The 25,972-nt window shown below is 43.0% G+C and carries 18 protein-coding genes, 2 tRNA genes and 3 rRNA genes; 4 read left to right on the top strand and 19 right to left on the bottom strand.

Annotation, left to right across the window (positions count from 1 at the left end; all coding sequences use genetic code 11):
• Positions 1–7 precede the first annotated feature (7 nt).
• The 7 genes from NXX38_RS10575 to tig all read right to left on the bottom strand — a co-directional run bounded on the left by NXX38_RS10575 (position 8) and on the right by tig (position 9,919).
• Positions 8–853 (bottom strand): peptidyl-prolyl cis-trans isomerase, encoded by an 846-nt coding sequence (locus NXX38_RS10575; protein ID WP_148366586.1) that lies wholly within the window; start codon positions 851–853, stop codon positions 8–10.
• Between the two features lie 54 nt (positions 854–907).
• On the bottom strand, positions 908–2,452 hold the full coding sequence (locus NXX38_RS10570) for a peptidylprolyl isomerase (RefSeq protein ID WP_258981923.1): 1,545 nt from the start codon (positions 2,450–2,452) through the stop codon (positions 908–910).
• A 143-nt stretch (positions 2,453–2,595) separates the two neighbouring features.
• Positions 2,596–4,074, bottom strand: coding sequence for an IMP dehydrogenase (gene guaB / locus NXX38_RS10565; protein WP_148366587.1), 1,479 nt, complete (start codon positions 4,072–4,074; stop codon positions 2,596–2,598).
• An 87-nt stretch (positions 4,075–4,161) separates the two neighbouring features.
• Positions 4,162–6,342 (bottom strand): DNA helicase RecQ, encoded by a 2,181-nt coding sequence (gene recQ / locus NXX38_RS10560; RefSeq protein WP_148366588.1) that lies wholly within the window; start codon positions 6,340–6,342, stop codon positions 4,162–4,164.
• Positions 6,343–6,510: 168 nt separating this feature from the next.
• Entirely contained in the window at positions 6,511–7,755 is a 1,245-nt protein-coding gene (gene clpX, locus NXX38_RS10555) for an ATP-dependent Clp protease ATP-binding subunit ClpX (protein ID WP_148366589.1), read from the bottom strand.
• 2 nt (positions 7,756–7,757) lie between these two features.
• The gene (clpP, locus tag NXX38_RS10550) at positions 7,758–8,420 is read right to left on the bottom strand and encodes an ATP-dependent Clp endopeptidase proteolytic subunit ClpP (protein WP_004297164.1); all 663 of its coding nucleotides are present in this window, start codon (positions 8,418–8,420) and stop codon (positions 7,758–7,760) included.
• 143 nt (positions 8,421–8,563) lie between these two features.
• Positions 8,564–9,919, bottom strand: a complete 1,356-nt coding sequence (gene tig, locus NXX38_RS10545) for a trigger factor (RefSeq protein WP_148366591.1) — start codon at positions 9,917–9,919, stop codon at positions 8,564–8,566.
• A gap of 689 nt (positions 9,920–10,608) precedes the next feature.
• On the opposite strand from tig, the gene NXX38_RS10540 reads away from it, so the two are divergent.
• Complete coding sequence (locus NXX38_RS10540) at positions 10,609–10,854, top strand: RNA-binding protein (RefSeq protein WP_004297160.1); 246 nt, start codon at positions 10,609–10,611, stop codon at positions 10,852–10,854.
• 64 nt (positions 10,855–10,918) lie between these two features.
• On the opposite strand, the gene NXX38_RS10535 is transcribed toward NXX38_RS10540, so the two are convergent.
• Entirely contained in the window at positions 10,919–11,689 is a 771-nt protein-coding gene (locus NXX38_RS10535) for an ABC transporter ATP-binding protein (RefSeq protein WP_195648656.1), read from the bottom strand.
• Positions 11,686–12,429, bottom strand: a complete 744-nt coding sequence (locus NXX38_RS10530; RefSeq protein ID WP_148366593.1) for an ABC transporter permease — start codon at positions 12,427–12,429, stop codon at positions 11,686–11,688. The genes NXX38_RS10535 and NXX38_RS10530 overlap by 4 nt, the downstream gene beginning before the upstream one ends.
• Before the next feature lie 75 nt (positions 12,430–12,504).
• Between NXX38_RS10530 and lptB the strand changes: the two genes are divergently transcribed.
• The gene (gene lptB / locus NXX38_RS10525) at positions 12,505–13,266 is read left to right on the top strand and encodes an LPS export ABC transporter ATP-binding protein (protein ID WP_004297152.1); all 762 of its coding nucleotides are present in this window, start codon (positions 12,505–12,507) and stop codon (positions 13,264–13,266) included.
• Positions 13,267–13,400: 134 nt separating this feature from the next.
• On the opposite strand, the gene der is transcribed toward lptB, so the two are convergent.
• The 10 genes from der to NXX38_RS10475 form a co-directional block, all read right to left on the bottom strand.
• A complete protein-coding gene (gene der / locus NXX38_RS10520; protein WP_004297149.1) occupies positions 13,401–14,714 on the bottom strand; it encodes a ribosome biogenesis GTPase Der in 1,314 nt (437 codons plus the stop codon).
• Positions 14,715–14,762: 48 nt separating this feature from the next.
• Positions 14,763–15,644 (bottom strand): GTPase Era, encoded by an 882-nt coding sequence (gene era / locus NXX38_RS10515; RefSeq protein WP_004297147.1) that lies wholly within the window; start codon positions 15,642–15,644, stop codon positions 14,763–14,765.
• Positions 15,645–15,730: 86 nt separating this feature from the next.
• Entirely contained in the window at positions 15,731–16,738 is a 1,008-nt protein-coding gene (locus NXX38_RS10510; protein WP_074559971.1) for a beta-ketoacyl-ACP synthase III, read from the bottom strand.
• Positions 16,739–16,824: 86 nt separating this feature from the next.
• Positions 16,825–17,010: a 50S ribosomal protein L32 gene (rpmF, locus tag NXX38_RS10505; RefSeq protein ID WP_074559973.1), complete on the bottom strand. Its 186-nt coding sequence runs from the start codon at positions 17,008–17,010 to the stop codon at positions 16,825–16,827.
• 12 nt (positions 17,011–17,022) lie between these two features.
• On the bottom strand, positions 17,023–17,601 hold the full coding sequence (locus NXX38_RS10500; RefSeq protein WP_074559974.1) for a DUF177 domain-containing protein: 579 nt from the start codon (positions 17,599–17,601) through the stop codon (positions 17,023–17,025).
• A 207-nt stretch (positions 17,602–17,808) separates the two neighbouring features.
• Positions 17,809–17,919: ribosomal RNA gene (gene rrf / locus NXX38_RS10495) — 5S ribosomal RNA — on the bottom strand.
• Positions 17,920–17,996: 77 nt separating this feature from the next.
• A 23S ribosomal RNA gene (locus NXX38_RS10490) occupies positions 17,997–20,885 on the bottom strand.
• Between the two features lie 159 nt (positions 20,886–21,044).
• Positions 21,045–21,118 (bottom strand) — tRNA-Ala (locus NXX38_RS10485).
• A 58-nt stretch (positions 21,119–21,176) separates the two neighbouring features.
• Positions 21,177–21,253 (bottom strand) — tRNA-Ile (locus tag NXX38_RS10480).
• Positions 21,254–21,460: 207 nt separating this feature from the next.
• Positions 21,461–22,990, bottom strand: a 16S ribosomal RNA gene (locus tag NXX38_RS10475).
• The 16S, 23S and 5S rRNA genes sit together here with 2 tRNA genes alongside, the layout of an rRNA operon.
• A gap of 1,327 nt (positions 22,991–24,317) precedes the next feature.
• Here NXX38_RS10475 and NXX38_RS10470 point away from each other — a divergent pair.
• Together NXX38_RS10470 and metF are read left to right on the top strand one after the other, a co-directional pair.
• A complete protein-coding gene (locus NXX38_RS10470; protein WP_004299950.1) occupies positions 24,318–24,830 on the top strand; it encodes a ferritin-like domain-containing protein in 513 nt (170 codons plus the stop codon).
• Positions 24,831–25,017: 187 nt separating this feature from the next.
• Positions 25,018–25,971, top strand: a complete 954-nt coding sequence (metF, locus tag NXX38_RS10465; protein ID WP_258979423.1) for a methylenetetrahydrofolate reductase [NAD(P)H] — start codon at positions 25,018–25,020, stop codon at positions 25,969–25,971.
• The last annotated feature ends 1 nt before the right edge of the window (position 25,972 follow it).

Here is a 25,972-nt window from a genome sequence, read left to right as displayed (position 1 = left end):
TTTGTATTTAATAATTATATATAATCTTCTTCTTACTTACCGCCTGCTGATACAAGTCGTTCTTTACCTGTTCCATAAAGCTCACCCGTTTCTGATTCACCAGTAAGTCTTTCACTTCCGACCGGGCAAATTCATACGGTTTCTCCTCACCAACTCCGCGATAATCGCTCACATTCAGGAAATAATAATAAGCCGTATCTTTCAATTCTACCTGACGGTGTTTGTTTACGTACTCTTCCGGTGCTTCTACTTTCAACGGAATCATGTCCAGGACATCGGTCACGGACACCCATTTATCATAGAAATATTCATATTTCACCGCATTCTGCAAACTATATTTTTCCAGACTCTCAATAGCATCCTGTTTTTCCGACTTATACCATCTGCGCACATTGTTCAACTGCGGAGCTGTCAACGGCACTTTAATAAACAATCCCTTAATCAACGGACTTTCCAGTTTAAACAATTCCTTGTTTTTGCCGTAATACTCTGCTATCTCGTGTTCGGAAATATCATTCGTCAACTTCTGGTTAATCAACTCCTGCTGATAAGTATGCATGATCAACGCTTTCCGATAATTCTCCACCAGTTTGTCTACATCCACATTATCAGGGATATTGTTCGCAGCTTTCTCATACAATAAAATCTCTTCCGCCCAACTACGAATATAGTGCTCGGCGAAGAGAATGCTATCATCTTTTGACAATCCGACCGGAAGCACGGACATCAAATCTTCTTTATATAAAAAGTTACCGTCCACCTCTACCAAAGGAGTCTTTCCTTTGTGGTCGCGCTGTTCCTTGCACGCTCCACAACCAAGAAGGGTAATCAGTAAGAGGACTAATATTCGCATCGGCAACTAAAATCTACTTATTTAAGGTACGAAGATAGTGAATAATCGGTTACATCAGTTATTATTAACTGTTTTTAAAACCTCTTGGTTTATTTCAACCTTACCGGACTCACTCAATTCCCGCATCCAGCACGTGTCAAGATAGCTTCGATAATCCTTTCGAACCCGATCAATTACTTCCCGATAATCCTCCGGACCTTTCATTTTTTTGCCTACAACAATAGTAAAAGGATAAGACACCAAAGGGTCAAAATCACCCTTCTTAAAAACCAGTTTATCTATATATTTATTGTCTCCGTCGGCAAAAATTCCTTGTTCAACTTGTATCTTTTCCTCCCCGGATGTATTAAAAGTTTGCCGAAGCTTTTCCGCCCACTCTTTTTCCGGCACTTTCTTCAGCATTTTTTTGGCTTGCTTTGCCGTCTTTTTATCAACGCAATGAAGCACGACTCCTCTATACCGGGGACTCTCCCACCGATAATCCGACGAATGAAATTTAAAATAAGTAGCCAATCCCGCGCGGTCATTGGCTGCGGGCAAATCTATTTTCTGACGTGTCATCTCTTCCACCAAATAGTTTTCATCAGATTCCCGCAAGGCATAAGGTATTTCAGGATGCTTTTTATCGATGTTCCGGCTTTCATAATCCAGCAATGACTTGGCTATAAATCCTTCCAACTGCCGTTTGACAGCTTGAGGATGGGAAGAGGCAAAATGAGTGAACATAGTTCCGGTGTACGCTTGTCCGTCAATCGTAAACAGGGTTTGTTCTGTACGGCCTTTCGCCAGCAATTCTTCCATTGCCGCCTGATTGGGAATATACTGCCATGCTTTTTTCAATCGCTCGAGCACCGCACCTGTACCTTTGTCCAAAATTTCCTTGCGCCGTAACCGTTCCATTAATCTGACACTGACATTTTCATAAGCAGCCGTTTCCTCCCGATCGACCACTTTCAAGATATGAATCCCTTCAGGAGTGAAAAAAGGCTGGGATACCATACCTTTTGCCAAAGAGAAAGCAACATTCTCAAACTCACTCGTTGTTTCCAGACATTCAATCCATCTACTTTGCTTATCATCCGAGTATATTTCGACCAAACGGTTAAAATTCAAATCCGGCTGATTCTGTATCACCCGGTATATAGAATCCATCCGCGTTTTTTCTTCTTCTAAATGCCTGGAAGTGATTATCTGCGGCAAACGTTTGAAAATCTGCATCACCTGTACCCTGCCGCTACGTGCCTTCAGTCCCATTTTCTGATAGATAGCATGGGCACAGCTATCCATCACTTGCCTGTCTATCAGATAAGATTCCACCAATTCGGTCCGGCATTTCTCCTGTTGTTTACGAAAAACAGAAGTCGTATCAAGTCCGGCAGCCCTGGCAGCTTCCACTTTCAATTTCGATTGAACGAAAAGTGCTGCATACTCTTTCGGTGAAAGTTCGACATTTGAACGTTCCGCATAACGGTGGTACGCATATTCAAATTCCGAACGGAGTATCTCTCTTCCGTTCACACGCATCAATACGGGATCTTCCCGCGCAAAGGCCACGACTACAAAAAGAGAAATACATCCCAACAACAGGCTTCTTTTCATCATCTATTTTATTTTCTTTCCGATCAATTAAACAACAAGCATCATGACAATAACAGATAAATAACAAACGGTGAGCAGTGAACACCCTGCTGACAACACAGCCTGTTCACCGTTCACCGTTACTAGTTCACCGTATTTATCTATTACTCCGGACGACTATAGTTCGGCGATTCACTAGTAATCGTCACGTCGTGCGGATGACTTTCCATTACACCTGCATTGGTAATGCGGGTAAATTTAGCGTCATGAAGTTTCTCAATATTGGCAGCACCGCAGTATCCCATACCTGCACGCAAACCACCACTCAGTTGATAAACAACTTCGAAAAGCGTACCTTTATAAGGAACACGGGCAGCGATTCCTTCCGGAACAAGCTTCTTCACATCAGCAGTTCCACTCTGGAAGTAGCGGTCTTTCGAACCATTCTCCATTGCTTCCAACGAACCCATACCACGATAGGATTTGAATTTACGACCATTGAAGATAATAGTGTCACCCGGAGATTCCTCTGTTCCGGCAACTAATGATCCGATCATTACGCAATATCCTCCAGCGGCCAACGCTTTCACCACGTCGCCCGAATAACGCAAACCACCATCGGCAATCAAAGGAATACCTGTACCCTTCAACGCTTTTGCAACATCATAGACAGCAGATAACTGCGGAACACCTACACCGGCAACCACACGAGTTGTACAGATAGAACCCGGACCGATACCTACTTTCACAGCATCCGCACCAGCTTCCACCAAAGCTTTGGCAGCTTCTCCGGTAGCAATGTTACCTACCACAATATCAATATTCGGGAAGCGTTTCTTTGCTTCTTTCAGTTTTTCAATCACAAATTTAGAGTGTCCGTGAGCTGTATCAATCACGATTGCGTCCGCACCGGCATCCACCAATGCTTGCATACGCTCCAATGTATCGGCAGTAACACCTACACCGGCAGCTACACGCAGACGACCTTTGGCATCTTTACAAGCCATCGGTTTATCTTTTGCTTTTGTAATATCTTTATAAGTGACAAGACCGATCAACTTTCCATCCATTCCGACAATCGGAAGTTTCTCAATCTTATGTTTCTGAAGAATCTGTGCAGCAGATTCCAAGTCTGTAGACTGGTTGGTAGTCACCAATCTTTCTTTCGGAGTCATGACAAGATCAATATGTTTTGCCATGTCTCTTTCGAAACGCAAATCTCTGTTGGTAACAATACCCACCAGATAACCTTCATCATCTACCACAGGGATACCACCGATTTTATATTCTGCCATAATGTCCAGTGCATCCTGAACAGTAGAACCTCTTTTGATCGTTACAGGGTCATAAATCATACCATTTTCGGCACGCTTTACGATAGCAACTTGTCTTGCCTGTTCTTCGATAGACATATTTTTGTGAATCACACCGATACCACCTTCACGGGCAATGGCAATAGCCATTTTCGCTTCGGTAACCGTATCCATGGCAGCCGTCACAAAAGGTATTTTTAACTCAATGTTTTTTGAAAACTTTGTCGAGAGATCGACAGTGCGCGGTAAAACTTCAGAATAAGCGGGGATCAACAATACATCATCGTAAGTCAACCCATCCATTACAATCTTATCAGCAATAAATGACATAGGGCTATGCGTTTAAAATTTATTGCGTGCAAATATACGGTTTTTATTCAAAACCGCATACCTGCACGCCTATTTTTTTTCGCTTTTTTAATTAGCCATTTCAGAGATGAACTTAATACGTACCAAGCGAACTTCCTCTTCCGTAAAGTCATCGCCTAATTCATCAAGCGCATCATCAATCTTATCAGTGGTAGATTCTTTGAAATAATCGTAGATATCGAGCATATGATCTTCGTCCATGATTTCTTCCAGGAAGTAATCTATGTTCAGCTTGGTTCCCGAATAAACGATGGCTTCTACCTCGTCCAACAGTTCACCAAATTCAATCCCTTTGGAAAGAGCGATATCATCTAACGCCACTTTACGGTCGATAGCCTGAATAATAGCTACCTTCATCTTAGATTTATTGGCAACCGTACGTACCCGCAGGTCTTCAGGGCGTTCTATCTCGTTCTCTTCACAGTGGCGTTTGATTAATTTACAGAACTCTTCACCGTAACGTTTTGCTTTTCCGGCACCTACGCCAGGTATATTCTGCAACTCGTCTAATGTCACCGGATAAATGGTAGCCATCGCTTCCAAAGACGGATCCTGGAAGATCACATAAGGCGGTACTTCCAGTTTCTTCGAGAGTTTCTTCCGCAAGTCCTTCAACATAGAATAAAGAGCCGGGTCCACCGCACAGGAACCACCGCCACGTGCCGGCACTTCTTCTTCCGTCTCTTCGAAGTCATTGTCCTCGGTAATCTTGAATGACTTCGGCTTCTTCAGGAACTTATGCCCTTCCTCCGTCACTTTCAGGAGTCCGTAATGCTCCACATCTTTGCTCAAGTAACCTGCAATCAGCGCCTGACGAATCACTGCGTTCCATGTCTTATCCTCTTCACCCATACCGGAGCCGAAGACTTCGAGGTCTTCATGCAAATGCGCCTGTACTTCGGAAGTTTCTTTACCTTGTAGTATGTCTATAATATAATCTGCCTTAAAATTTTCTTTCACCGCGATAATCGCTTCAATCACGGCACACAATAACTCTTGAGCCTCCACTTGTTTTTTAGGGTTTAAACAGTTGTCACAATTTCCACAATTTTCTTCCGTATATTCTTCACCGAAATAATGTAGCAACGTCTTGCGTCGGCATACGGAAGATTCGGCATAAGCAGCGGTTTCCAACAGAAGCTGCTTGCCAATTTCCTGCTCTGCCACAGGTTTTCCTTGCATGAACTTTTCCAGTTTCTGCAAGTCTTTGTTTGTATAAAAGGTTATGCACTGACCTTCACCGCCATCTCTACCGGCGCGCCCGGTCTCCTGGTAATACCCTTCCAGACTCTTTGGAATATCGTAGTGAATCACAAACCTCACATCCGGCTTGTCAATTCCCATACCGAAAGCGATAGTTGCTACAATAACGTCCACTTTTTCCATCAGGAAATCATCCTGATTCTTAGTCCTGGTCAACGAATCCATACCAGCATGATAAGGACGTGCATTGATACCGTTTGCTTGCAGGATTTCGGCAAGTTCCTCCACTTTTTTCCGGCTAAGGCAATAGATAATGCCTGATTTCTCCGGATTGTTTTTGATAAACTTGATAATATCCCTGTCAATATTAGCGGTCTTCGCACGTACCTCATAATAAAGGTTCGGACGGTTGAACGAAGATTTAAAGACTTGAGCATCTACCATTCCCAGATTTTTCTGGATATCATGCTGCACCTTCGGTGTCGCTGTTGCGGTAAGCGCAATCAACGGAGCTTTTCCTATTTCATTGATAATAGGGCGAATCCGCCGGTATTCCGGTCGAAAGTCATGACCCCATTCCGAAATACAATGAGCTTCATCCACTGCATAAAACGAAATCTTTACCGAACGCAAAAACTCTACGTTTTCTTCTTTCGTCAGCGACTCCGGCGCTACATATAGCAATTTTGTCTTTCCGGCAAGGATGTCCGACCTCACTTGGTCTATCGCACCTTTGTTTAATGAAGAATTGATAAAATGGGCGACGCCATCTTCTTCACTGAAATTGCGCATTGCATCCACTTGATTCTTCATCAACGCAATAAGCGGAGAAATTACGATTGCTGTACCTTCCATCAAGAGCGAAGGTAGCTGATAGCATAAAGATTTCCCGCCACCGGTAGGCATCAGTACAAAGGTATCTTTACCATCGAGCAAGTTATTAATGATCGCTTCCTGGTTTCCCTTGAACTTATTAAATCCGAAATACTTTTTCAGTTCATCTGTTAAATTAATCTTCCTTGCCATCTTAACTTAGGTTGTTTTATTCAGTTCATGGTTTAACTTTAAGTATGTTCTCTTCTTCAAGAGAGCCAAACAAAGTTATAAACAACTTCGTAATTACCAAGCAAAATGCGACTAATATTTTCAAGAAAATACAGTTACGATCATTTTCTGTAGCCTTACTCTTTGATTTTAAGCAGTTTGTAGTCGTGCCATATTCGCTTTTTCCAGTTGCATCTTTGCATAATCCAGCGTCACCTTATACTCTTTTTTGTTCTCTGAAGGGATTTCAAACATGACATCCATCATGATTGTTTCCACAATAGAGCGCAATCCGCGGGCACCCAGCTTATATTCTACCGCCTTGTCAACGATATATTCGAAGACATCATCTTCAAATGTCAGCTTGATACCATCCATTTCAAACAGTTTGATGTATTGTTTGATGATAGAGTTTTTCGGTTCGGTAAGGATCGCACGAAGCGCATCCCGATCCAGCGGATTCAAATAGGTCAGTACCGGAAGACGTCCGATAATTTCGGGAATCAGTCCGAATGACTTCAAATCCTGCGGAGCGATGTACTGCATCATGTTATTCTTGTCCACCGTCGCTGTTTTCTGCGATGCCGTATAACCTACGACATGGGTGTTCAACCGTTGGGCGATCTTCTTCTCGATACCGTCGAACGCACCGCCACAGATAAAGAGAATATTCTTGGTATTTACCGGAATCATCTTCTGGTCCGGATGCTTACGGCCTCCCTGGGGAGGTACATTCACTACAGAACCTTCGAGCAATTTCAATAATCCCTGCTGTACACCCTCACCGCTCACGTCGCGAGTGATCGAAGGGTTATCTCCTTTACGGGCAATTTTGTCGATCTCGTCGATAAACACGATACCCTGTTCTGCTTCAGGTACATTATAATCTGCTACCTGAAGCAAACGGGTTAAAATACTTTCGATATCTTCGCCCACATAACCGGCCTCCGTCAGCACCGTAGCATCTACAATGGTAAACGGCACGTGCAGTAACTTGGCAATCGTGCGTGCTAGCAATGTTTTTCCGGTTCCGGTACTGCCCACCATAATAATGTTCGACTTTTCAATCTCCACATCATCACCGCTGTCTTTTTGCAACAGGCGTTTATAATGGTTATAGACCGATACGGAAAGGAAGCGTTTCGCATCATCCTGTCCGATCACATACTGGTCGAGGAATTTCTTGATTTCTACCGGCTTGGGTAGTTCTTTTAAGTTGAGTTTGGTAGCTCCTGTGCTTTTCTTGCCTTCTCCCAATGCCTCCTGAGTAATCTCATAAGCCTGGGTAGCACAGCTGTCGCAAATATAGCCATTCATTCCCGTAATCAGGAATCCGACTTCATTCTCCGACCGTCCACAGAAGCTACATCTTTTCTTTGTTTTTGAATCAGCCATTTTTATTTCTTAATCAATACCTCATCAATCATACCGTACTCTTTCGCTTCCTGAGCTGTCATCCAGTAGTCGCGGTCAGAGTCCGCCCATACTTTATCGAAATCAGTATGCGAATGATCAGCGATGATCGTATAAAGTTCTTTCTTCAATTTCTGAATCTCACGCGCTGTGATTTCAATGTCTGACGCTTGTCCTTGCGCACCACCCATCGGCTGATGAATCATCACACGTGAGTGAGGCAATGCAGAACGTTTGCCTTCAGCACCGGCAACCAGCAATACAGCCGCCATTGAAGCTGCCATACCTGTACAGATGGTAGCAACATCACTTGAAATAAACTGCATCGTATCATAAATGCCCAGTCCGGCATATACACTTCCGCCCGGAGAGTTGATATAGATAGAGATATCCTTACCCGGATCCACAGAATCCAGATACAACAACTGTGCCTGAAGCGTATTAGCTGTATAGTCATCAACTTGTGTACCGAGGAAAATGATGCGGTCCATCATCAAACGGGAGAAAACGTCGAGTTGAGTTACGTTCAACTGTCTTTCTTCCAGAATATAGGGATTCAAATACCCGGCCTGCGACTTAATCACATCATCCAATACCATGCCATTCATCCCTAAATGCTTGGTTGCATATTTTCTAAAATCATCCATGTTAATTGTTCCTTTCTTATAAATTAAAAATAAACGTAAGTACAAAGAAACGAAAAAGAATACAGAGACACAAAAAAACACAGAGTTATAATTTTATAAAAACTCTGTGTTTCTGTGACTTTATATTTTATTCAACCGAATGATTACTCAAACATTTTATTGAATTCTTCGATCGAAACGTTCTTGTTTTCCAAAGTAACCTGCGCTTTCAGAGCAGCAGCAAGCTTCACTTCTACCACACGACTTACCAAATTATTGATAGTTTCTTTCTTCTTCAACATTTCCTGTGCATAGTTGTCAAGCACATCGTCAGGAATAGACAACATACCGTATTGAGCAAACTGTGCCTTCGTTGTTTCTCTAGCCATCTTCAGAACATCTTCCTGTTCTACTTTGATATCGTTTGCTTCAACCAACTGCTCCTTAATCAGGTGCCAAGTCAGTTCTTCGATGCTCTTATCATAGTTTTCAGCAACATATTCTTCTCCCTTTTCTTCGTTGTTCAGCAACATGATACGTTTCAGCAGGGTATCAGAGAATTCCAGCTTACCTACTTTTTCCATCATCACCTTACGAATGTCGATCAGGAATTTATAATCGCTGTCAGCCACAAATCTAGCTGCGATTTCTTCTTTAATCTTAGCGCGGAATTCTTCTTCAGTCTTCACAACACCTTCGCCGAATGCCTGGTCGAATACTTCCTGAGTCAATTCACCCGGAACAAAACGAGTGATTTCTTCTACCTGGAAGCTGAAATCAGATTTCACGTCTTTTGCGATTTCCTTGTCAATCTTCAACAAAGAACCCAGTTCGGCAGCATGTCCGTCATAAGCCACATTCGGATTGAACACCAATACATCATTTACTTTTGCATTAGCAAAAATAGCTTTCTGATCGTCGTTCTTCATGTAAGCAGGCATCAACACAGCAGCTTCTACCTGAATACCACCTTCTTTTGTGTTACCTTCTTCATCCAACTGTGCCAGCAGACCTTTCAGCATATCATTATCTTCGTAAGAGTCTACCTTATCATACTTGCCAGTGCGTTGAGTATACATCTTCACCTGGTTGTCGATCATTTCGTCAGAAACTTCGATAGTATAATAATCCACTTTATCTTTAGCACTTACTTCTGCTTTAAATTCAGGTGCCAAAGCGATGTCGAATACGAAATCGAATTCTTCCATTGTATCGAAATCAATATTCTGTTGCTTTTCTTCGTTAGGCAACGGCTCGCCCAACATATTCACCTTATTTTCTTTAATATAATTGTAAACAGCTTCTTGCAGTGCCTTATTCACAACCTCTGCAATTACCGACTTACCATACATCTTTTTAATAAGACTTGTCGGAACCATACCTTTACGGAATCCCGGAATCTGTGCCTTCTGACGGAGCGACTTCAACTCTTTATCTACTTTCTCCTGATAATCGGCTTTCTCAAGCTTTACAGTAAGCTCTGCGCTTACTTTGTCAATGTTTTGTAATGAAACGTTCATTCTGACAATTATTTATTTGATTTATACTTTGTTCTATACTCAAAGAGGGTGCAAAATTAGTGCTAATCTTTCAAATTTCAAAAGACATTGCAGATTTATTTCAGCAACGCCACCCATCTTTCACACATCTTTTATTGATATTTCACTGATATTCTGCTCATACCCACACCTAAACAATGAAAATTCCCCATCAACACCCACCCCGCCAGGTTCCCCCGGCCTACTTTTTTCTCCGTCAAGCGAGTGCCCGTAACGGAGCGTTAAGAAGGGCAGATTGTTTGAGCGTAACGAGTTTCTGCCCTTTAGCGTAGTGTAGGAAGCGAGTAGGAGAAAAAAGTCAGCCTTGAAAAGCCCGATTTAATGAGTGTAGCCGCAAGCTCGCTTGAGGATACCGAGCGTAAGGGCTTTCTCCAACTTTTCCTTGGTTCTTTCTTTTCTTTCAAGAGAAAAGGAAAGAACTTTTTTTCTCTGATAATCCGCAAATTAACTTTCCAAAAAGATGGTTAATCCAAAAATTATTCTTTTCTTTGTTGCGGATTGATGGACCATTAGTTTCTCGATTTGATTACAAGGTTTTTACTTCCGTTACCAGAACGCATTTGTAAACTCTCTGTCGTTTTAATCTTTTTATTAGTAACCATCTATCCAGAGAGTTTTATTCATTTATTTATTTTTTTATCATTTTCATTATGAACATTTATGTTGGAAACCTTAACTACCGTGTTAAGGAAGGAGATCTGCAACAAGTGATGGAAGATTACGGAGCAGTATCATCAGTTAAAGTTGTTATGGACCGTGAAACCGGTAAATCCAAAGGATTCGCTTTCATCGAAATGGAAGACGACGCTGCAGCTGCAAAAGCTATTGCTGAATTGAACGGAGCTGAATACATGGGTCGTACAATGGTAGTTAAAGAAGCTAGACCTAGAGCTTAATTGCCGACGCTAACATAGCTAAGAAAAAAGAAACTTCTGTCACCTGATGACAGAAGTTTTTTTATTACCCTTCCATTCCTTGCACTTCCACGTCCTTCACCTTACGGAGCAAGTCGGAAGCAAAGATAAAGTTATTCAGTCGTTCATTGGTAGAAGTAAAGATGTCATCTTTCGTACCTTCCCACTCTTTATGTCCCTCATAAATATAAATCACCTTCTCACCAATCCCCAATACAGAGTTCATATCATGCGTATTGATAATGGTCGTCATGTTATATTCTTGCGTAATATCGTGGATCAGATCATCAATCACCAATGACGTTTTCGGGTCCAGCCCCGAGTTCGGCTCATCACAAAACAGATATTGCGGATTCAAGGCAATCGCACGCGCAATAGCGACACGCTTCTGCATACCACCACTGATTTCTCCCGGAAACTTATCTTTCGCTTCCCCCAGATTCACACGATCCAGACAGAACATCGCCCGTTTGACCCGGTCACGCAAGATATCGTTGCTAAACATATTCAGTGGAAACATCACATTATCAAATACGGTCATAGAGTCAAAAAGAGCCGCACTCTGGAAAATCATTCCCATTTCCTTGCGAAGCATCTTCTTCTCCTTCTTCCCCATCAGGACAAGGTTACGTCCGTCATACAAGACTTCTCCTTTCTCCGGAGTCAGCAATCCTACAATACATTTCATCAACACCGTCTTACCGGAACCACTCTGACCGATAATCAAGTTTGTCTTTCCATTTTCAAAGTCAGCATTGATATCACTCAATACTGTCTTGTCATCAAATGATTTATAAAGTTCTTTAATCTCAATCATCCCATCAAAAGTTTAGTTAATATCAAGTCTGAAAACAGAATCAATACACTGCTGGACACTACGGCATCCGTAGAAGCCTTTCCTACAGCAATCGAACCTCCCTCTACCGTGTATCCGAAGAAAGCGGACACACTTGCAATGATAAACGCAAAAAAGAGGGATTTGATGATACCCGCCCAGATAAACCATTCGTTAAACATATACTGCAAACCATATTCGAGATCGACAGCATTCATAACCCCGGCAAACCAACATGTGCAAAAGGCACCGATGATTCCGGCAAAGATACTAAACGTCACTAGAATAGGGATAACAGTCACCATCGCCGTAATCTTAGGCAAAATCAGGTAGTTCGCCGAATTGATACCCATAATTTCGAGCGCATCAATCTGTTGTGTCACCCGCATCGTTCCTAATTCGGAAGCGATATTCGACCCGACTTTTCCGGCAAGAATCAAGCACATGATGGAGGAAGAAAATTCCAGCAACATAATTTCACGTGTCACATATCCCACTGTCCAGCGGGGCATCCATGGACTTTCGATATTCAACTTAATCTGAATGGTAATCACTGCGCCAATGAAAAACGAAATCAACAGCACAATACCGATGGAGTTCACACCTAGCTGCTCCAACTCGTTAAGGTATTGCCGGAAGAACATACGCATACGCTCGGGGCGGGAAAAAGTCCGTCCCATCAGTATAAAATATCTCCCGACGGTTCTCAATGCTTTTATCATAACTCACACTATTTGTCTGCAAATGTACATTATTTCAGCTTATTTTTACTACATTTGCCGCAAAATAACTAGAATATGGAAGAAAGCAAGATGGTGCTCCGCACGGAAGACTTGGTTAAAAAGTACGGTAAACGAACCGTTGTAAGCCACGTTTCCATCAATGTGAAGCAGGGTGAGATTGTAGGTTTGCTGGGACCGAACGGTGCCGGTAAGACGACTTCATTCTATATGACTGTAGGGCTGATTACTCCTAATGAAGGACGTATTTTCCTCGATGACTTGGAGATTACCAAATATCCGGTTTACAAACGCGCACAAACAGGAATCGGCTACCTTGCACAGGAAGCTTCCGTTTTCCGCCAGATGAGCGTGGAAGATAATATCGCCTCTGTACTGGAAATGACCAACAAGCCCAAAGAATATCAAAAAGAGAAACTCGAAAGCCTGATTGCAGAGTTCCGCCTGCAAAAGGTACGCAAAAATAAAGGTAACCAGTTGTCGGGAGGTGAGCGCCGCCGTACAGAAATTGCCCGTTGTCTTGCCATCGACCCCAAATTCATCATGCTTGACGAACCGTTTGCCGGTGTCGACCCGATTGCCGTAGAAGATATCCAGCAAATTGTATGGAAACTGAAAGACAAGAATATCGGAATCCTGATTACCGACCACAACGTACAGGAGACGCTTAGTATCACAGACCGCGCCTATCTGCTGTTCGAAGGAAAGATCCTTTTCCAGGGGACACCGGAAGAACTATCGGAAAATCAGATTGTGCGTGAAAAATACTTGAGTAATAGTTTCGTGTTACGCCGAAAAGATTTCCAGTTGGAAAAATAGGTTCACCACAGAGGACACGGAGGACACAGAGTTTTATTTTATAAGAAGACACGGATTGCCCCAATCTATATTTATATAGTTGAGACAGTCCGTGTCTTTGATTTATTATTTCTCTGTGTCCTCTGTGGTGAATTTTATTTCTGTCGAATATAAATATTAACCGGCGTACCTGTCAGATTCCATTTCTCACGCATCTTATTTTCGAGGAAACGTTTGTATGGCTCTTTCACATACTGCGGCAAGTTGGCGAAATATACAAATGAAGGCACTTGTGTGTTCGGCAACTGTGTGATATATTTAATTTTGATATACTTACCTTTATTGGAAGGAGGCGGATAAGCCTCGATCAACGGAAGCATTTCTTCATTCAAACGTGCGGTCGGAATCTTTGTCGTCCGGTTTTCATACACACTACGTGCTTCTTCAAGCACTTTCAGAATACGTTGTTTAGTCAGTGCAGAAGCAAAGATGATCGGGAAATCGACAAACGGAGCAAAACGCGAGCGAACAGCTTCCTCAAACGCTTTCTGTACTTTCACAGATTTATCTTCCACCAAATCCCACTTATTGATAACAACTACCAGTCCTTTCTGATTCTTCTGAATCAGAGAGAAGATATTCAAGTCCTGCCCCTCAACACCTCTTGTAGCATCCAACATCAAAATACAAACATCCGAACCTTCGATAGAACGAATCGAACGAACGACTGAATAATATTCCAAATCTTCATTTACCTTGTTTTTCTTACGGATACCCGCTGTATCCACCAGGTAAAAATCAAATCCGAATTTATTGTAACGAGTATAGATAGAGTCGCGGGTAGTTCCGGCAATCTCTGTTACGATATTACGTTCTTCCCCAATAAATGCATTTACAATAGAAGACTTTCCGGCGTTCGGACGTCCTACCACAGCAAAACGAGGAATATCATCATCCAGAATTTCAGATGATTCTTTCTTGAAATTGCTGACAATCAAGTCCATCAAATCACCCGTACCACTTCCTGTCATGGCAGAGACGCAATACGGATCGCCCAATCCCAGTTTATAGAATTCGGGAGCGTTATATTGTAAATCGTGATTATCCGTTTTATTGGCAACCATAATCACCGGACTATTAGCACGACGCAGAATAGCAGCTACCTGCATATCCAAGTCAGTCACTCCATTCATCACATCCACTACAAACAGAATGACATCCGCTTCTTCCACGGCCAATAATACCTGCTTACGGATTTCCTCTTCAAAGACATCATCCGAGTTGACCACCCATCCACCGGTGTCCACCACAGAGAATTCACGGCCCAGCCACTCAGACTTGCCATATTGTCTGTCGCGGGTTGTACCCGCTTCTTCATTCACAATAGCCTGACGAGTCTTCGTCAGACGGTTAAATAAGGTAGACTTGCCCACATTCGGGCGTCCTACAATTGCAACTAAATTACCCATAGTTCAATACCTTGTTTTTTCACGACTATCACAGTCGCATGAATACTCTTAATCTAACTGATAACCAAAATTGCGGAGTTCCTTATCCGAACTACGCCAATCCTTATCCACTTTCACATACGTTTCGAGGAAAATAGTCTTTCCAAAGAAACGTTCCAGTTCACGGCGAGCCTCGGTAGCCACCTTCTTCAACGCCTTTCCCTGTTTACCGATAATGATTCCTTTCTGCGAATCACGTTCCACGTTAATCACCGCCCGAATATGAATCTTCTTCGGTTCTTCCTTAAACTCTTCTACGACAACCTCCACCGAATAGGGGATCTCTTTATCGTAGTAGAGCAGAATCTTTTCCCGGATAATCTCATTCACGAAGAAACGGGCAGGCTTATCCGTCCACTGATCCTTTCCAAAATAAGGAGGAGAATCGGGCAGCAGTTCTTTGATCCGCTTCATTACATAGTCTACATTGAACTTTGATGTAGCAGAAATCGGAATAATTTCGGCTTGGGGAAGCAACTCTTTCCACTCTTCCACCAGCTTTACCAGTTTTTCCTGATCTGTAAGATCTATCTTATTGATGAGCAAGAGAACAGGCACCGTCATCTGACGCACCTTTTCCATAAACTCATTATTCTTATCCGGCGTCTCCACCACGTCCGTTACATAAAGCAAGATATCCGCATCCGTCAATGCCGAAGTAGAAAAATTCAACATAGACTCCTGTAGTTTATAATTGGGCTTCAACACACCCGGAGTATCAGAAAAAACAATCTGCATTTCATCCGTATTATAGATTCCCATAATCCGGTGACGAGTAGTCTGCGCTTTGAAGGTAGCGATCGAAATACGTTCGCCTACCAAGACATTCATCAATGTCGATTTTCCGACATTCGGATTTCCTACGATGTTTACAAAACCTGCTTTATGCATTTCTCTTTATTTTATTGGTTGAGACAAAAAAACGCATCGAATCGAAATAGGATGCGTTTTTGAGTGTTATAGTTCAGTAACTTACGTTACGATTCCTTCTTTCCATCATAACCCCATTTCACATATACTGCGCCCCAAGTAAATCCGGCACCGAATGCAGTGAAAATGATGTTATCGCCTTTCTTGAGTTTATCTTCATAATCCCAGATACACAGAGGAAGTGTAGCGGCACTCGTGTTACCGTAATGCTCAATATTTACCAACACTTTATCCATTGGCACCTCCATACGGTGTGCCACAGCCTCGATGATACGGACATTCGCCTGATGCGGAACAATCCAGTCAATACTATCTTTCGTCAGGCCATTCTTTTCTGCGATTGCAGCAGAGACATCCGACATGTTGGATACAGCATATTTAAATACTGTTCTTCCTTCCTGGTGCAAATAGTGCATCTTATTGTCTACTGTGAAATAAGACGGAGGACAAACCGAACCACCAGCCTTCATGTGGAGGAAAGGCAATCCCTTACCATCTGTTCTCAGTATCGAATCCATGATCCCGTAATCTTCCGTAGTCGGTTCTACCATAAAGGCAGCAGCACCGTCACCGAAGATAGGGCATGTAGCACGATCTGTATAGTTAACCATTGACGACATCTTATCGGCACCGACAATGATAATTTTCTTATATCTTCCCGAACGGATGAAATTAGCAGCTGTCTCCATCAAATACAGGAATCCGCTACAAGCAGCCTGCAAATCGAAGGCAAAAGCATTCTTCAGTCCGAGTTTATCACAAAGAATAGAAGCTGTAGAAGGGAAGTGATAGTCAGGAGTAGTAGTAGCAACAACAACTAAATCAATGTCATCAGGATTAGCGCCAGTCTTCTTCATCAACTGTTTGGCGGCTTTGCGCGCCATATATGAACTACCTAATCCTTCCTCATTCAGAATATGTCTTTCCTTTACTCCGATACGAGTCATAATCCATTCGTCGTTGGTATCCACCATTTTTGATATCTCATCGTTAGTCAAGATATAATCGGGTACGTACCCGCCGACTCCTGTGATTACTGCATTTATTTTTTCCATCAAACCTATTTTTAATTAGCAATACTATAATACTTAAAGCAGCCGGAGAGTTTCACCCCCAGGCTGTTTCAGTATAACTGTACTAATTATACAGCTGCTTCTTTCACAATAGCGAGCTTACCTCTGTAATAGCCGCAAGCACCACATACAGTGTGGTAAACGTGCCATTCGCCGCAATTCGGACAAATAGCCAATGTAGGAGCTACTGCCTTATCATGAGTTCTTCTCTTCGCTTGTCTCGTACTTGATTGTCTTCTCTTAGGATGTGCCATTTTCTTAAAACTTTAATTATTATCTAATATTTTTTTTAATTCATTCCAACGAGGATCAATTTGTTCCTCCACTTCTTCCTCAATTACGATGTCATCTCCACCTGTGTCGAAAGTATCATCGCTATCCTCATTCGCATTCGTTTTCAAATGCTTGTTCAATTTACTGGTTACCGCTTTATTACACTTACCGGGAGCATGTACATGCTTCATGGGTATAGAGAGTGCAATAAACTCATACATGAACCATGCAACGTTGATTTCCCCTTCTTCCTCGGGAATCACAATCAGGTTGTCACCTTCTTCTGCATATTCATGTCCAAACTTTACCATCAGTTTATCAGAAGAACTGATAGGCAACTCCATATCATCCAGACAACGGTCACATGGTACCCATACCATTCCCTCAGTCTGAAAACTCAGCTCGAAAGCACGAGAGGTTCTTTTCACGGTCAATGTAACATTCACCTTTCCTTTCTGAACTTCAGGACCATCAATGTGAGCGAAGTAAAGGTTATCCAATACAAACTCATACTTAGCAGAGTCTGTTTGCATTCCTTTCAAGTCAATTTTGTATTTATCAAACTTTCCCAAAGCTTCTCTCTTTTTTAAATCGTTAGCTTACAATTCGGGCGACAAAGATACAAATAAATATCCTCATAACATACAAATTATCAGTAAATATTCACTTTTTTAATAGGTATTATGAGGTTTGTATCTGTTAAAAACGGCGATATAAATACCAAAGTAATAAAAAAACAGAAAGCCTCGCCCGTCCAATAGACAAGCGAGGCTTCTTAAAAACGGCGGCTACCTACTCTCCCACTGTTACGCAGTACCATCGGCGTGACGAGGCTTAACTTCTCTGTTCGGAATGGGAAGAGGTGGAACCCTCGTGCTATAACCACCTGAATAAGGTTATGACATGATGAAAAGTAAAATCCTAGTGTATAGCAAGCTAAACGTATATACCCAACCGGTACATGTTCGAAAGAAAGTGAACGGGCAATTAGTAATGCTCGGCTTTGATGTTACCACCTTTACACCTGCATCCTATCAACGTCATCGTCTTTGACGACCCTAAGAAATCTAATCTTGTGGCTGGCTTCGTACTTAGATGCTTTCAGCACTTATCCAATCCCGACTTAGATACCCAGCAATGCACCTGGCGGCACAACTGGTAAACCAGCGGTCAGTCCAACACGGTCCTCTCGTACTAGTGTCAGAGCCACGCAAATTTCATACGCCCACGATAGATAGAGACCGAACTGTCTCACGACGTTCTGAACCCAGCTCGCGTGCCACTTTAATGGGCGAACAGCCCAACCCTTGGGACCTTCTCCAGCCCCAGGATGTGACGAGCCGACATCGAGGTGCCAAACCCCTCCGTCGATATGAGCTCTTGGGAGGGATCAGCCTGTTATCCCCGGAGTACCTTTTATCCTTTGAGCGATGTCCCTTCCATACGGAAACACCGGATCACTATGCTCTAGTTTCCTACCTGATCGACTTGTCTGTCTCCCAGTCAAGCGCCCTTATGCCATTACACTCTACGGACGGTTACCAATCGTCCTGAGGGCACCTTTAGAAGCCTCCGTTACACTTTTGGAGGCGACCACCCCAGTCAAACTACCCACCAAACAGTGTCCTCGCAGCAGCGAGTTAGAACTCAAATAATCAAAGGGCCGTATTTCAACAGCGACTCCACAAATACTGGCGTACCTGCTTCGAAGTCTCCGGCCTATCCTACACATCAATTACCCAAATTCAATGTTAAGCTATAGTAAAGGTTCACGGGGTCTTTTCGTCCCATCGCGGGTAATCGGCATCTTCACCGATACTACAATTTCACTGAGCTCACGGTTGAGACAGTGTCCAGATCATTACACCATTCGTGCAGGTCGGAACTTACCCGACAAGGAATTTCGCTACCTTAGGACCGTTATAGTTACGGCCGCCGTTTACTGGGGCTTCAATTCAATGCTTCTCTTGCGATGACATCTCCTCTTAACCTTCCAGCACCGGGCAGGTGTCAGGCTGTATACGTTATCTTTCAATTTAGCACAGCCCTGTGTTTTTGTTAAACAGTTGCCTGGACCTATTCTCTGCGCCCAACTCTCGTTGGGACCCTTTATCCCGAAGTTACAGGGTCAATTTGCCTAGTTCCTTAACCGTGAATCACTCAAGCGCCTTAGTATATTCAACCCGACTACGTGTGTCCGTTTGCGGTACGGGTACCTTAAAGATTAAGTTTAGCGGATTTTCTTGGGAGTATGTTTACACGCACTATTACCTCATTCCGAAGAATTCGGTATACTATCAGGTTCGACTCTTGCGGTGGATTTGCCTGCCGCAATCAACATCTACACCCTTCAACGGACTATTCCGTCAGTCCGCGGCGCTGTCACTCCTCCGTCTCCACGTCACTCTTTAAGGTAGTACAGGAATATTAACCTGTTCTGCCATCGGCCTCACCGTTCGGCTGAGCCTTAGGACCCGACTAACCCTGATCCGATTAGCGTTGATCAGGAAACCTTAGTCTTTCGGCGAGGGGGTTTCTCACCCCCTTTATCGTTACTTATACCTACATTTGCTTTTCCACACGCTCCAGCAAAGCTCACGCTTCACCTTCGACGCGGAGTGGAATGCTCCCCTACCGATGTTAGTGTTTAGTTAACATCCCATAGCTTCGGTAAATTGCTTGATGCCCGATTATTATCCACGCCAAACTCCTCGACTAGTGAGCTGTTACGCACTCTTTAAATGAATGGCTGCTTCCAAGCCAACATCCTAGCTGTCTTAGCAATCTGACTTCGTTAGTTCAACTTAGCAATTATTTCGGGACCTTAGCTGATGGTCTGGATTCTTCTCCTTTAGGACATGGACCTTAGCACCCATGCCCTCACTCCTGGGATCGAACTACTGCGCATTCGGAGTTTATCAAGACTTGATAGGCGGTGAAGCCCTCGCATCTTATCAGTCGCTCTACCTCACAGTAGTAATTCCCAAGGCTGCACCTAAATGCATTTCGGGGAGTACGAGCTATCTCCAAGTTTGATTAGCCTTTCACCCCCACCCTCAGTTCATCCGGAAGCTTTTCAACGCTTATCGGTTCGGTCCTCCAGTTAGTGTTACCTAACCTTCAACCTGACCAAGGGTAGATCACTTGGTTTCGCGTCTACTCCTTCCGACTAATCGCCCTGTTCAGACTCGCTTTCGCTTCGGCTTCATGTCTTGAGACACTTAACCTTGCCGGAAAAAGTAACTCGTAGGTTCATTATGCAAAAGGCACGCCGTCACAACCGAAGTTGCTCCGACCGCTTGTAGGCGCACGGTTTCAGGGACTATTTCACTCTTCTATTCGAAGTGCTTTTCACCTTTCCTTCACAGTACTGGTTCGCTATCGGTCTCTCGGGAGTATTTAGCCTTACCGGATGGTCCCGGCAGATTCACGCAAGATTCCTCGTGTCCCGCGCTACTCAGGATACCACTACGCTTCGTTTAGCTTCGAATACCGGACTATCACCGTCTATGGTCCCATTTTCCAAAGGGTTCTTCTCACTAAAGTTCTTGCGATATCGTGGTCCTACAACCCCAATATTGCCGTAACAACATTGGTTTGGGCTAATCCCCGTTCGCTCGCCACTACTAGGGGAATCATTATTATTTTCTTTTCCTACAGGTACTAAGATGTTTCAGTTCCCTGTGTTAGCCTCCAACTAGGTTGGATGACATTCCTTCAGAATGCCGGGTTGTCCCATTCGGAAATCTTCGGATCAAAGGTTATTTGCACCTTCCCGAAGCTTATCGCAGCTTATCACGTCCTTCATCGCCTCCGAGAGCCAAGGCATCCGCCATGCGCCCTTGCTTACTTTCTTTCAAACGTTTTATTCGTGTACTGGTATTGGTATGGGAATTGCTTCCTTCTATCAATATTGCGTACTCGAACACGTACGGTTTGATATATACTTTTAGCTCTTACTAAAATTTTACTTTTTGTACATCATGTCAAAGATCGTTTCTCTTTTCAGAGATCGTGGAGAATAACGGATTCGAACCGTTGACCCTCTGCGTGCAAGGCAGATGCTCTAGCCAGCTGAGCTAATCCCCCAAGAGGTTATCAAGAATTACTGCATTCCGCTTACGCGTCATTTCCTCGTTCTTGAGCTTGGTAGTCCCAGGCAGAGTTGAACTGCCGACCTCTACATTATCAGTGTAGCGCTCTAACCAACTGAGCTATAGGACTAGTTCAACCTTGTCTACCTGTATGTTAGACTCGGCTTCTTTTTTCTCTTGTTTATCTCTATCTATACTTCTATAGATGGTTGATCTATATATTATAAATAAACAAGTACCAGTAGTACAAAAACAGAACCTTTAAAGTCACTTTTTTTTACGATGTTGTATTTTACATTATTCATGCAGAATTACATCGTTTACGGCATCACTCCAGAAAGGAGGTGTTCCAGCCGCACCTTCCGGTACGGCTACCTTGTTACGACTTAGCCCCAATTACCAGTTTTACCCTAGGACGCTCCTTGCGGTTACGTACTTCAGGTACCCCCCGGCTTTCATGGCTTGACGGGCGGTGTGTACAAGGCCCGGGAACGTATTCACCGCGCCATGGCTGATGCGCGATTACTAGCGAATCCAGCTTCACGAAGTCGGGTTGCAGACTTCGATCCGAACTGAGAGAGGTTTTTGGGATTAGCATCCTGTCACCAGGTAGCTGCCTTCTGTACCCCCCATTGTAACACGTGTGTAGCCCCGGACGTAAGGGCCGTGCTGATTTGACGTCATCCCCACCTTCCTCACATCTTACGACGGCAGTCTCTCCAGAGTCCTCAGCATGACCTGTTAGTAACTGAAGATAAGGGTTGCGCTCGTTATGGCACTTAAGCCGACACCTCACGGCACGAGCTGACGACAACCATGCAGCACCTTCACATTTGCCTTGCGGCTATATAGTTTCCTACATATTCAAATGCAATTTAAGCCCGGGTAAGGTTCCTCGCGTATCATCGAATTAAACCACATGTTCCTCCGCTTGTGCGGGCCCCCGTCAATTCCTTTGAGTTTCACCGTTGCCGGCGTACTCCCCAGGTGGAATACTTAATGCTTTCGCTTGGCCGCTTACTGTATATCGCAAACAGCGAGTATTCATCGTTTACTGTGTGGACTACCAGGGTATCTAATCCTGTTTGATACCCACACTTTCGAGCATCAGTGTCAGTGACAGTCTAGTGAGCTGCCTTCGCAATCGGAGTTCTTCGTGATATCTAAGCATTTCACCGCTACACCACGAATTCCGCCCACCTCTACTGTACTCAAGACTGCCAGTTTCAACTGCAATTTTACGGTTGAGCCGCAAACTTTCACAACTGACTTAACAATCCACCTACGCTCCCTTTAAACCCAATAAATCCGGATAACGCTCGGATCCTCCGTATTACCGCGGCTGCTGGCACGGAGTTAGCCGATCCTTATTCATATGGTACATACAAAATTCCACACGTGGAATACTTTATTCCCATATAAAAGAAGTTTACAACCCATAGGGCAGTCATCCTTCACGCTACTTGGCTGGTTCAGACTTACGTCCATTGACCAATATTCCTCACTGCTGCCTCCCGTAGGAGTTTGGACCGTGTCTCAGTTCCAATGTGGGGGACCTTCCTCTCAGAACCCCTATCCATCGTAGTCTTGGTGGGCCGTTACCCCGCCAACAAACTAATGGAACGCATCCCCATCGATAACCGAAATTCTTTAATATCAATCTCATGCGGGATTGATATGCTATCGGATATTAATCTTTCTTTCGAAAGGCTATCCCCGAGTTATCGGCAGGTTGGATACGTGTTACTCACCCGTGCGCCGGTCGCCATCTTCACTTTGCAAGCAAAATGAAATGCTGCCCCTCGACTTGCATGTGTTAAGCCTGTAGCTAGCGTTCATCCTGAGCCAGGATCAAACTCTTCATTGTAAAAGTATTTTTTATCATCAGTTAAGATGATCTTTTTGCTCTGTTCAGGACGCCGTAAATTTATTGACCTTATTCAAATACCTATTAGTCTTAACTGTATCGCTACTTCATAAGACAAGTATTGACGGTTCTATTTTTACTTGTACTACTTGTATTGTTTATCAATATTTCAAAGAACTAACGTGGCTTCCGCCGCGCCTGCTTTCTTTTCGAAAGCGGATGCAAAGATAAGGACTTTTTCAGATAACTTCCAAACTTTTTTCAAAGTTTTTTGTTTTTATTTTCTGTGGCCTTCATCTTATAGCAGAATGTCAATCATTAGGCTCTGTCTCTCTAGCAAAGCGGGTGCAAAAGTAGACAAGTTATCAATAACATCCAAATATATCTGACTATTTTTTCTAATTATTTTCGGGTATTCATCCTAACTTACTGAATCATAACGATGTTGTAGAATGTATTTTTCTTCATATATGTTGCATATATATGAAGACAGGAAGGAAAGGACACCTTATTATATTACATACGCGTGTGTAGAGCAAATAGCAAAAAGATATTCGCAAAGAGAAGGTAAAAAGAGAAGTACTCTTAAAGAAACAAACTAAAAAATAGATTTCTACAGGACAAGAACACATAAAAAAGTGAGAATAGTTATCCGTTATCACTCTACTTTTGTTTATAATTCGCTCCTACTAATCAATAAATAAATTACTATCCTAATTTCAGCATACAGGTGTCTTTCTTTATAAGACATGCCACTTCATAGGCTTTCTTCTTATGTTCAATATTCATTTGCTTAGTAGTTGGCAAGGGCTCACTGCAGTGAACAAATAAGCTATCAGATGTAAACAAATAAGCTAACGATAGTAAACAAATTCGTTCACTGCAGTGAGCTGTTAAAAGACATTAGGGCTTATCAGAAGAATCACGAGGGATAAACATCTATTATATAAGACATTGACGTCTATTGTATAGGAGAGTATAGGATAAAAGCGAATAGACAAGACACTTATTATAAACTGTTTAAGATAGAATCAGGACGAGACAGGGTGAGGGTAAAAAGTTACCCTCACCCTACTACCGCACTTACCCTCACACGTTGTAACCACGATGAATAAAGGGATTGAGCGAAGGTGTGAGGGTGTGAGGGTAAAAGTGATACAAAAATTTAGTTGAAATCAAATATTAAAAGCATCCATGTTCTATTAAAAAAGAAGGAGCTGCACAATGCAATGCATTCTTTCTGTTAAAACCTCCGGGATACTCAAACAAAAAGAACCTCCGTCTGTTACATTAGCGATTTAAACATAGTAACCTAAACTTTAAAATTATGGCTAGAGAAAGTGTAAAAATCCTACAAGGTAAATTAGATGTAGAAAGTTTAATTTCACAGTTGAACGCAGCATTGGCTGAAGAGTGGTTGGCATATTACCAATATTGGGTAGGTGCATTAGTAGTGGAAGGCGCCATGCGTGCCGACGTACAAGGTGAGTTCGAGGAACATGCCGAAGAAGAACGTAGACATGCACAGTTGCTTGCCGACCGTATCATCGAGCTGGAAGGGGTTCCGGTACTTGATCCGAAACAATGGTTCGAACTGGCAAGATGCAAATATGATGCTCCGCAAGGCTTCGATTCAGTCAGTTTGCTGAAGGATAATGTTGCTTCCGAACGCTGTGCCATTCTCCGTTATCAGGAAATTGCCGACTTTACTAACGGGAAAGATTTCACCACTTGTGATATCGCCAAACATATTCTTGCCGAAGAGGAAGAACATGAACAAGATTTACAAGATTATCTGACTGACATTGCCAGAATGAAGAAATCATTTCTCGAAAAGTAAATTCTAATTTAATAATGATTAGGTGAGAGAGGGTGCGTCCGAAATACAGGATATGCCCTCTTTTATGTAATAGTGCGATAAAAACCAAACTATTTTCAAACAAATCAAGAAGAAATCTTTCTTTTTTCGTATTTTTGTCCCAATATGCATGTTTAATCCAAGTAGATAACAACATCAACGAAAAGGAATGAAAGTAATTGATTTAATAAATAACAGTAAAGGTACAGCTTTTTCTTTCGAGATTCTCCCTCCTTTGAAGGGAACCGGAATCGAAAAGCTCTATCAGACAATCGACACTCTTCGAGAATTTGATCCGAAATATATCAATATCACCACGCATCGCAGCGAATATGTCTACAAAGATCTCGGCAACGGGCTCTTTCAGAGAAACCGCCTGAGAAGACGTCCGGGAACAGTTGCCGTAGCGGCAGCCATTCAGAATAAATATAATATTACTGTGGTTCCTCATATCCTGTGCAGTGGTTTCACGCGTGAGGAAACCGAATATGTATTGCTGGATTTGCAATTTCTGAATATCACTGATTTGCTGGTACTTCGTGGGGACAAGGCTAAACATGAATCGGTCTTTACTCCCGAAGGAGACGGATATCATCATGCGATTGAATTGCAGGAGCAGATTAATAATTTCAATAAGGGAATCTTCGTTGACGGTTCAGAAATGAAAGTCACCGCCAGTCCTTTCTCGTATGGCGTGGCGTGTTATCCGGAAAAGCATGAAGAATCTCCTAACATAGAGACAGATCTTTACTGGCTGAAAAAGAAGGTAGAAGCTGGTGCAGAGTATGCTGTAACACAATTATTCTACGATAATAAGAAATATTTCGATTTTGTGGAGCAGGCTAAGGCAGCAGGTATCAACATACCTATCATTCCGGGAATCAAGCCTTTCAAGAAAATCTCCCAACTAAGCATGGTCCCCAAAACATTCAAGGTGGATTTGCCGGAAGCTCTGGTGAAAGAAGCATTGAAATGCAAGAATGACGCGGAAGCCGAACAGGTGGGTGTTGAATGGTGCGTGGCTCAATGCAAGGAGTTGATGGGACATGGGGTTCCGAGCATCCATTTCTACTCCATCGGAGCAGTAGACAGTATCAAGGAAGTAGCCAAAATCATTTATTGAT

The sequence above is a fragment of the Bacteroides sp. BFG-637 genome (assembly GCF_024793605.1).
Lineage (GTDB): Bacteria > Bacteroidota > Bacteroidia > Bacteroidales > Bacteroidaceae > Bacteroides > Bacteroides vicugnae.
The sequence above is the reverse complement of the archived record's forward strand: the minus strand, read 5'-3'. Positions and strand labels throughout refer to the sequence as shown.

Excerpts from the sequence above, each read along its gene's own strand:
- recQ (WP_148366588.1), bottom strand. The coding sequence starts at position 6,342 with ATGGCAAGGAAGATTAATTTAACAGATGAACTGAAAAAGTATTTCGGA.
- clpX (WP_148366589.1), bottom strand. The coding sequence starts at position 7,755 with ATGGCTGATTCAAAAACAAAGAAAAGATGTAGCTTCTGTGGACGGTCG.
- lptB (WP_004297152.1), top strand. The coding sequence starts at position 12,505 with ATGGAAGAAAGCAAGATGGTGCTCCGCACGGAAGACTTGGTTAAAAAG.
- era (WP_004297147.1), bottom strand. The coding sequence starts at position 15,644 with ATGCATAAAGCAGGTTTTGTAAACATCGTAGGAAATCCGAATGTCGGA.
- clpP (WP_004297164.1), bottom strand. The coding sequence starts at position 8,420 with ATGGATGATTTTAGAAAATATGCAACCAAGCATTTAGGGATGAATGGC.
- metF (WP_258979423.1), top strand. The coding sequence starts at position 25,018 with ATGAAAGTAATTGATTTAATAAATAACAGTAAAGGTACAGCTTTTTCT.
- NXX38_RS10535 (WP_195648656.1), bottom strand. The coding sequence starts at position 11,689 with ATGATTGAGATTAAAGAACTTTATAAATCATTTGATGACAAGACAGTA.
- tig (WP_148366591.1), bottom strand. The coding sequence starts at position 9,919 with ATGAACGTTTCATTACAAAACATTGACAAAGTAAGCGCAGAGCTTACT.
- der (WP_004297149.1), bottom strand. The coding sequence starts at position 14,714 with ATGGGTAATTTAGTTGCAATTGTAGGACGCCCGAATGTGGGCAAGTCT.
- NXX38_RS10530 (WP_148366593.1), bottom strand. The coding sequence starts at position 12,429 with ATGATAAAAGCATTGAGAACCGTCGGGAGATATTTTATACTGATGGGA.
- rpmF (WP_074559973.1), bottom strand. The coding sequence starts at position 17,010 with ATGGCACATCCTAAGAGAAGACAATCAAGTACGAGACAAGCGAAGAGA.
- NXX38_RS10540 (WP_004297160.1), top strand. The coding sequence starts at position 10,609 with ATGAACATTTATGTTGGAAACCTTAACTACCGTGTTAAGGAAGGAGAT.
- NXX38_RS10570 (WP_258981923.1), bottom strand. The coding sequence starts at position 2,452 with ATGAAAAGAAGCCTGTTGTTGGGATGTATTTCTCTTTTTGTAGTCGTG.
- guaB (WP_148366587.1), bottom strand. The coding sequence starts at position 4,074 with ATGTCATTTATTGCTGATAAGATTGTAATGGATGGGTTGACTTACGAT.
- NXX38_RS10470 (WP_004299950.1), top strand. The coding sequence starts at position 24,318 with ATGGCTAGAGAAAGTGTAAAAATCCTACAAGGTAAATTAGATGTAGAA.
- NXX38_RS10575 (WP_148366586.1), bottom strand. The coding sequence starts at position 853 with ATGCGAATATTAGTCCTCTTACTGATTACCCTTCTTGGTTGTGGAGCG.
- NXX38_RS10510 (WP_074559971.1), bottom strand. The coding sequence starts at position 16,738 with ATGGAAAAAATAAATGCAGTAATCACAGGAGTCGGCGGGTACGTACCC.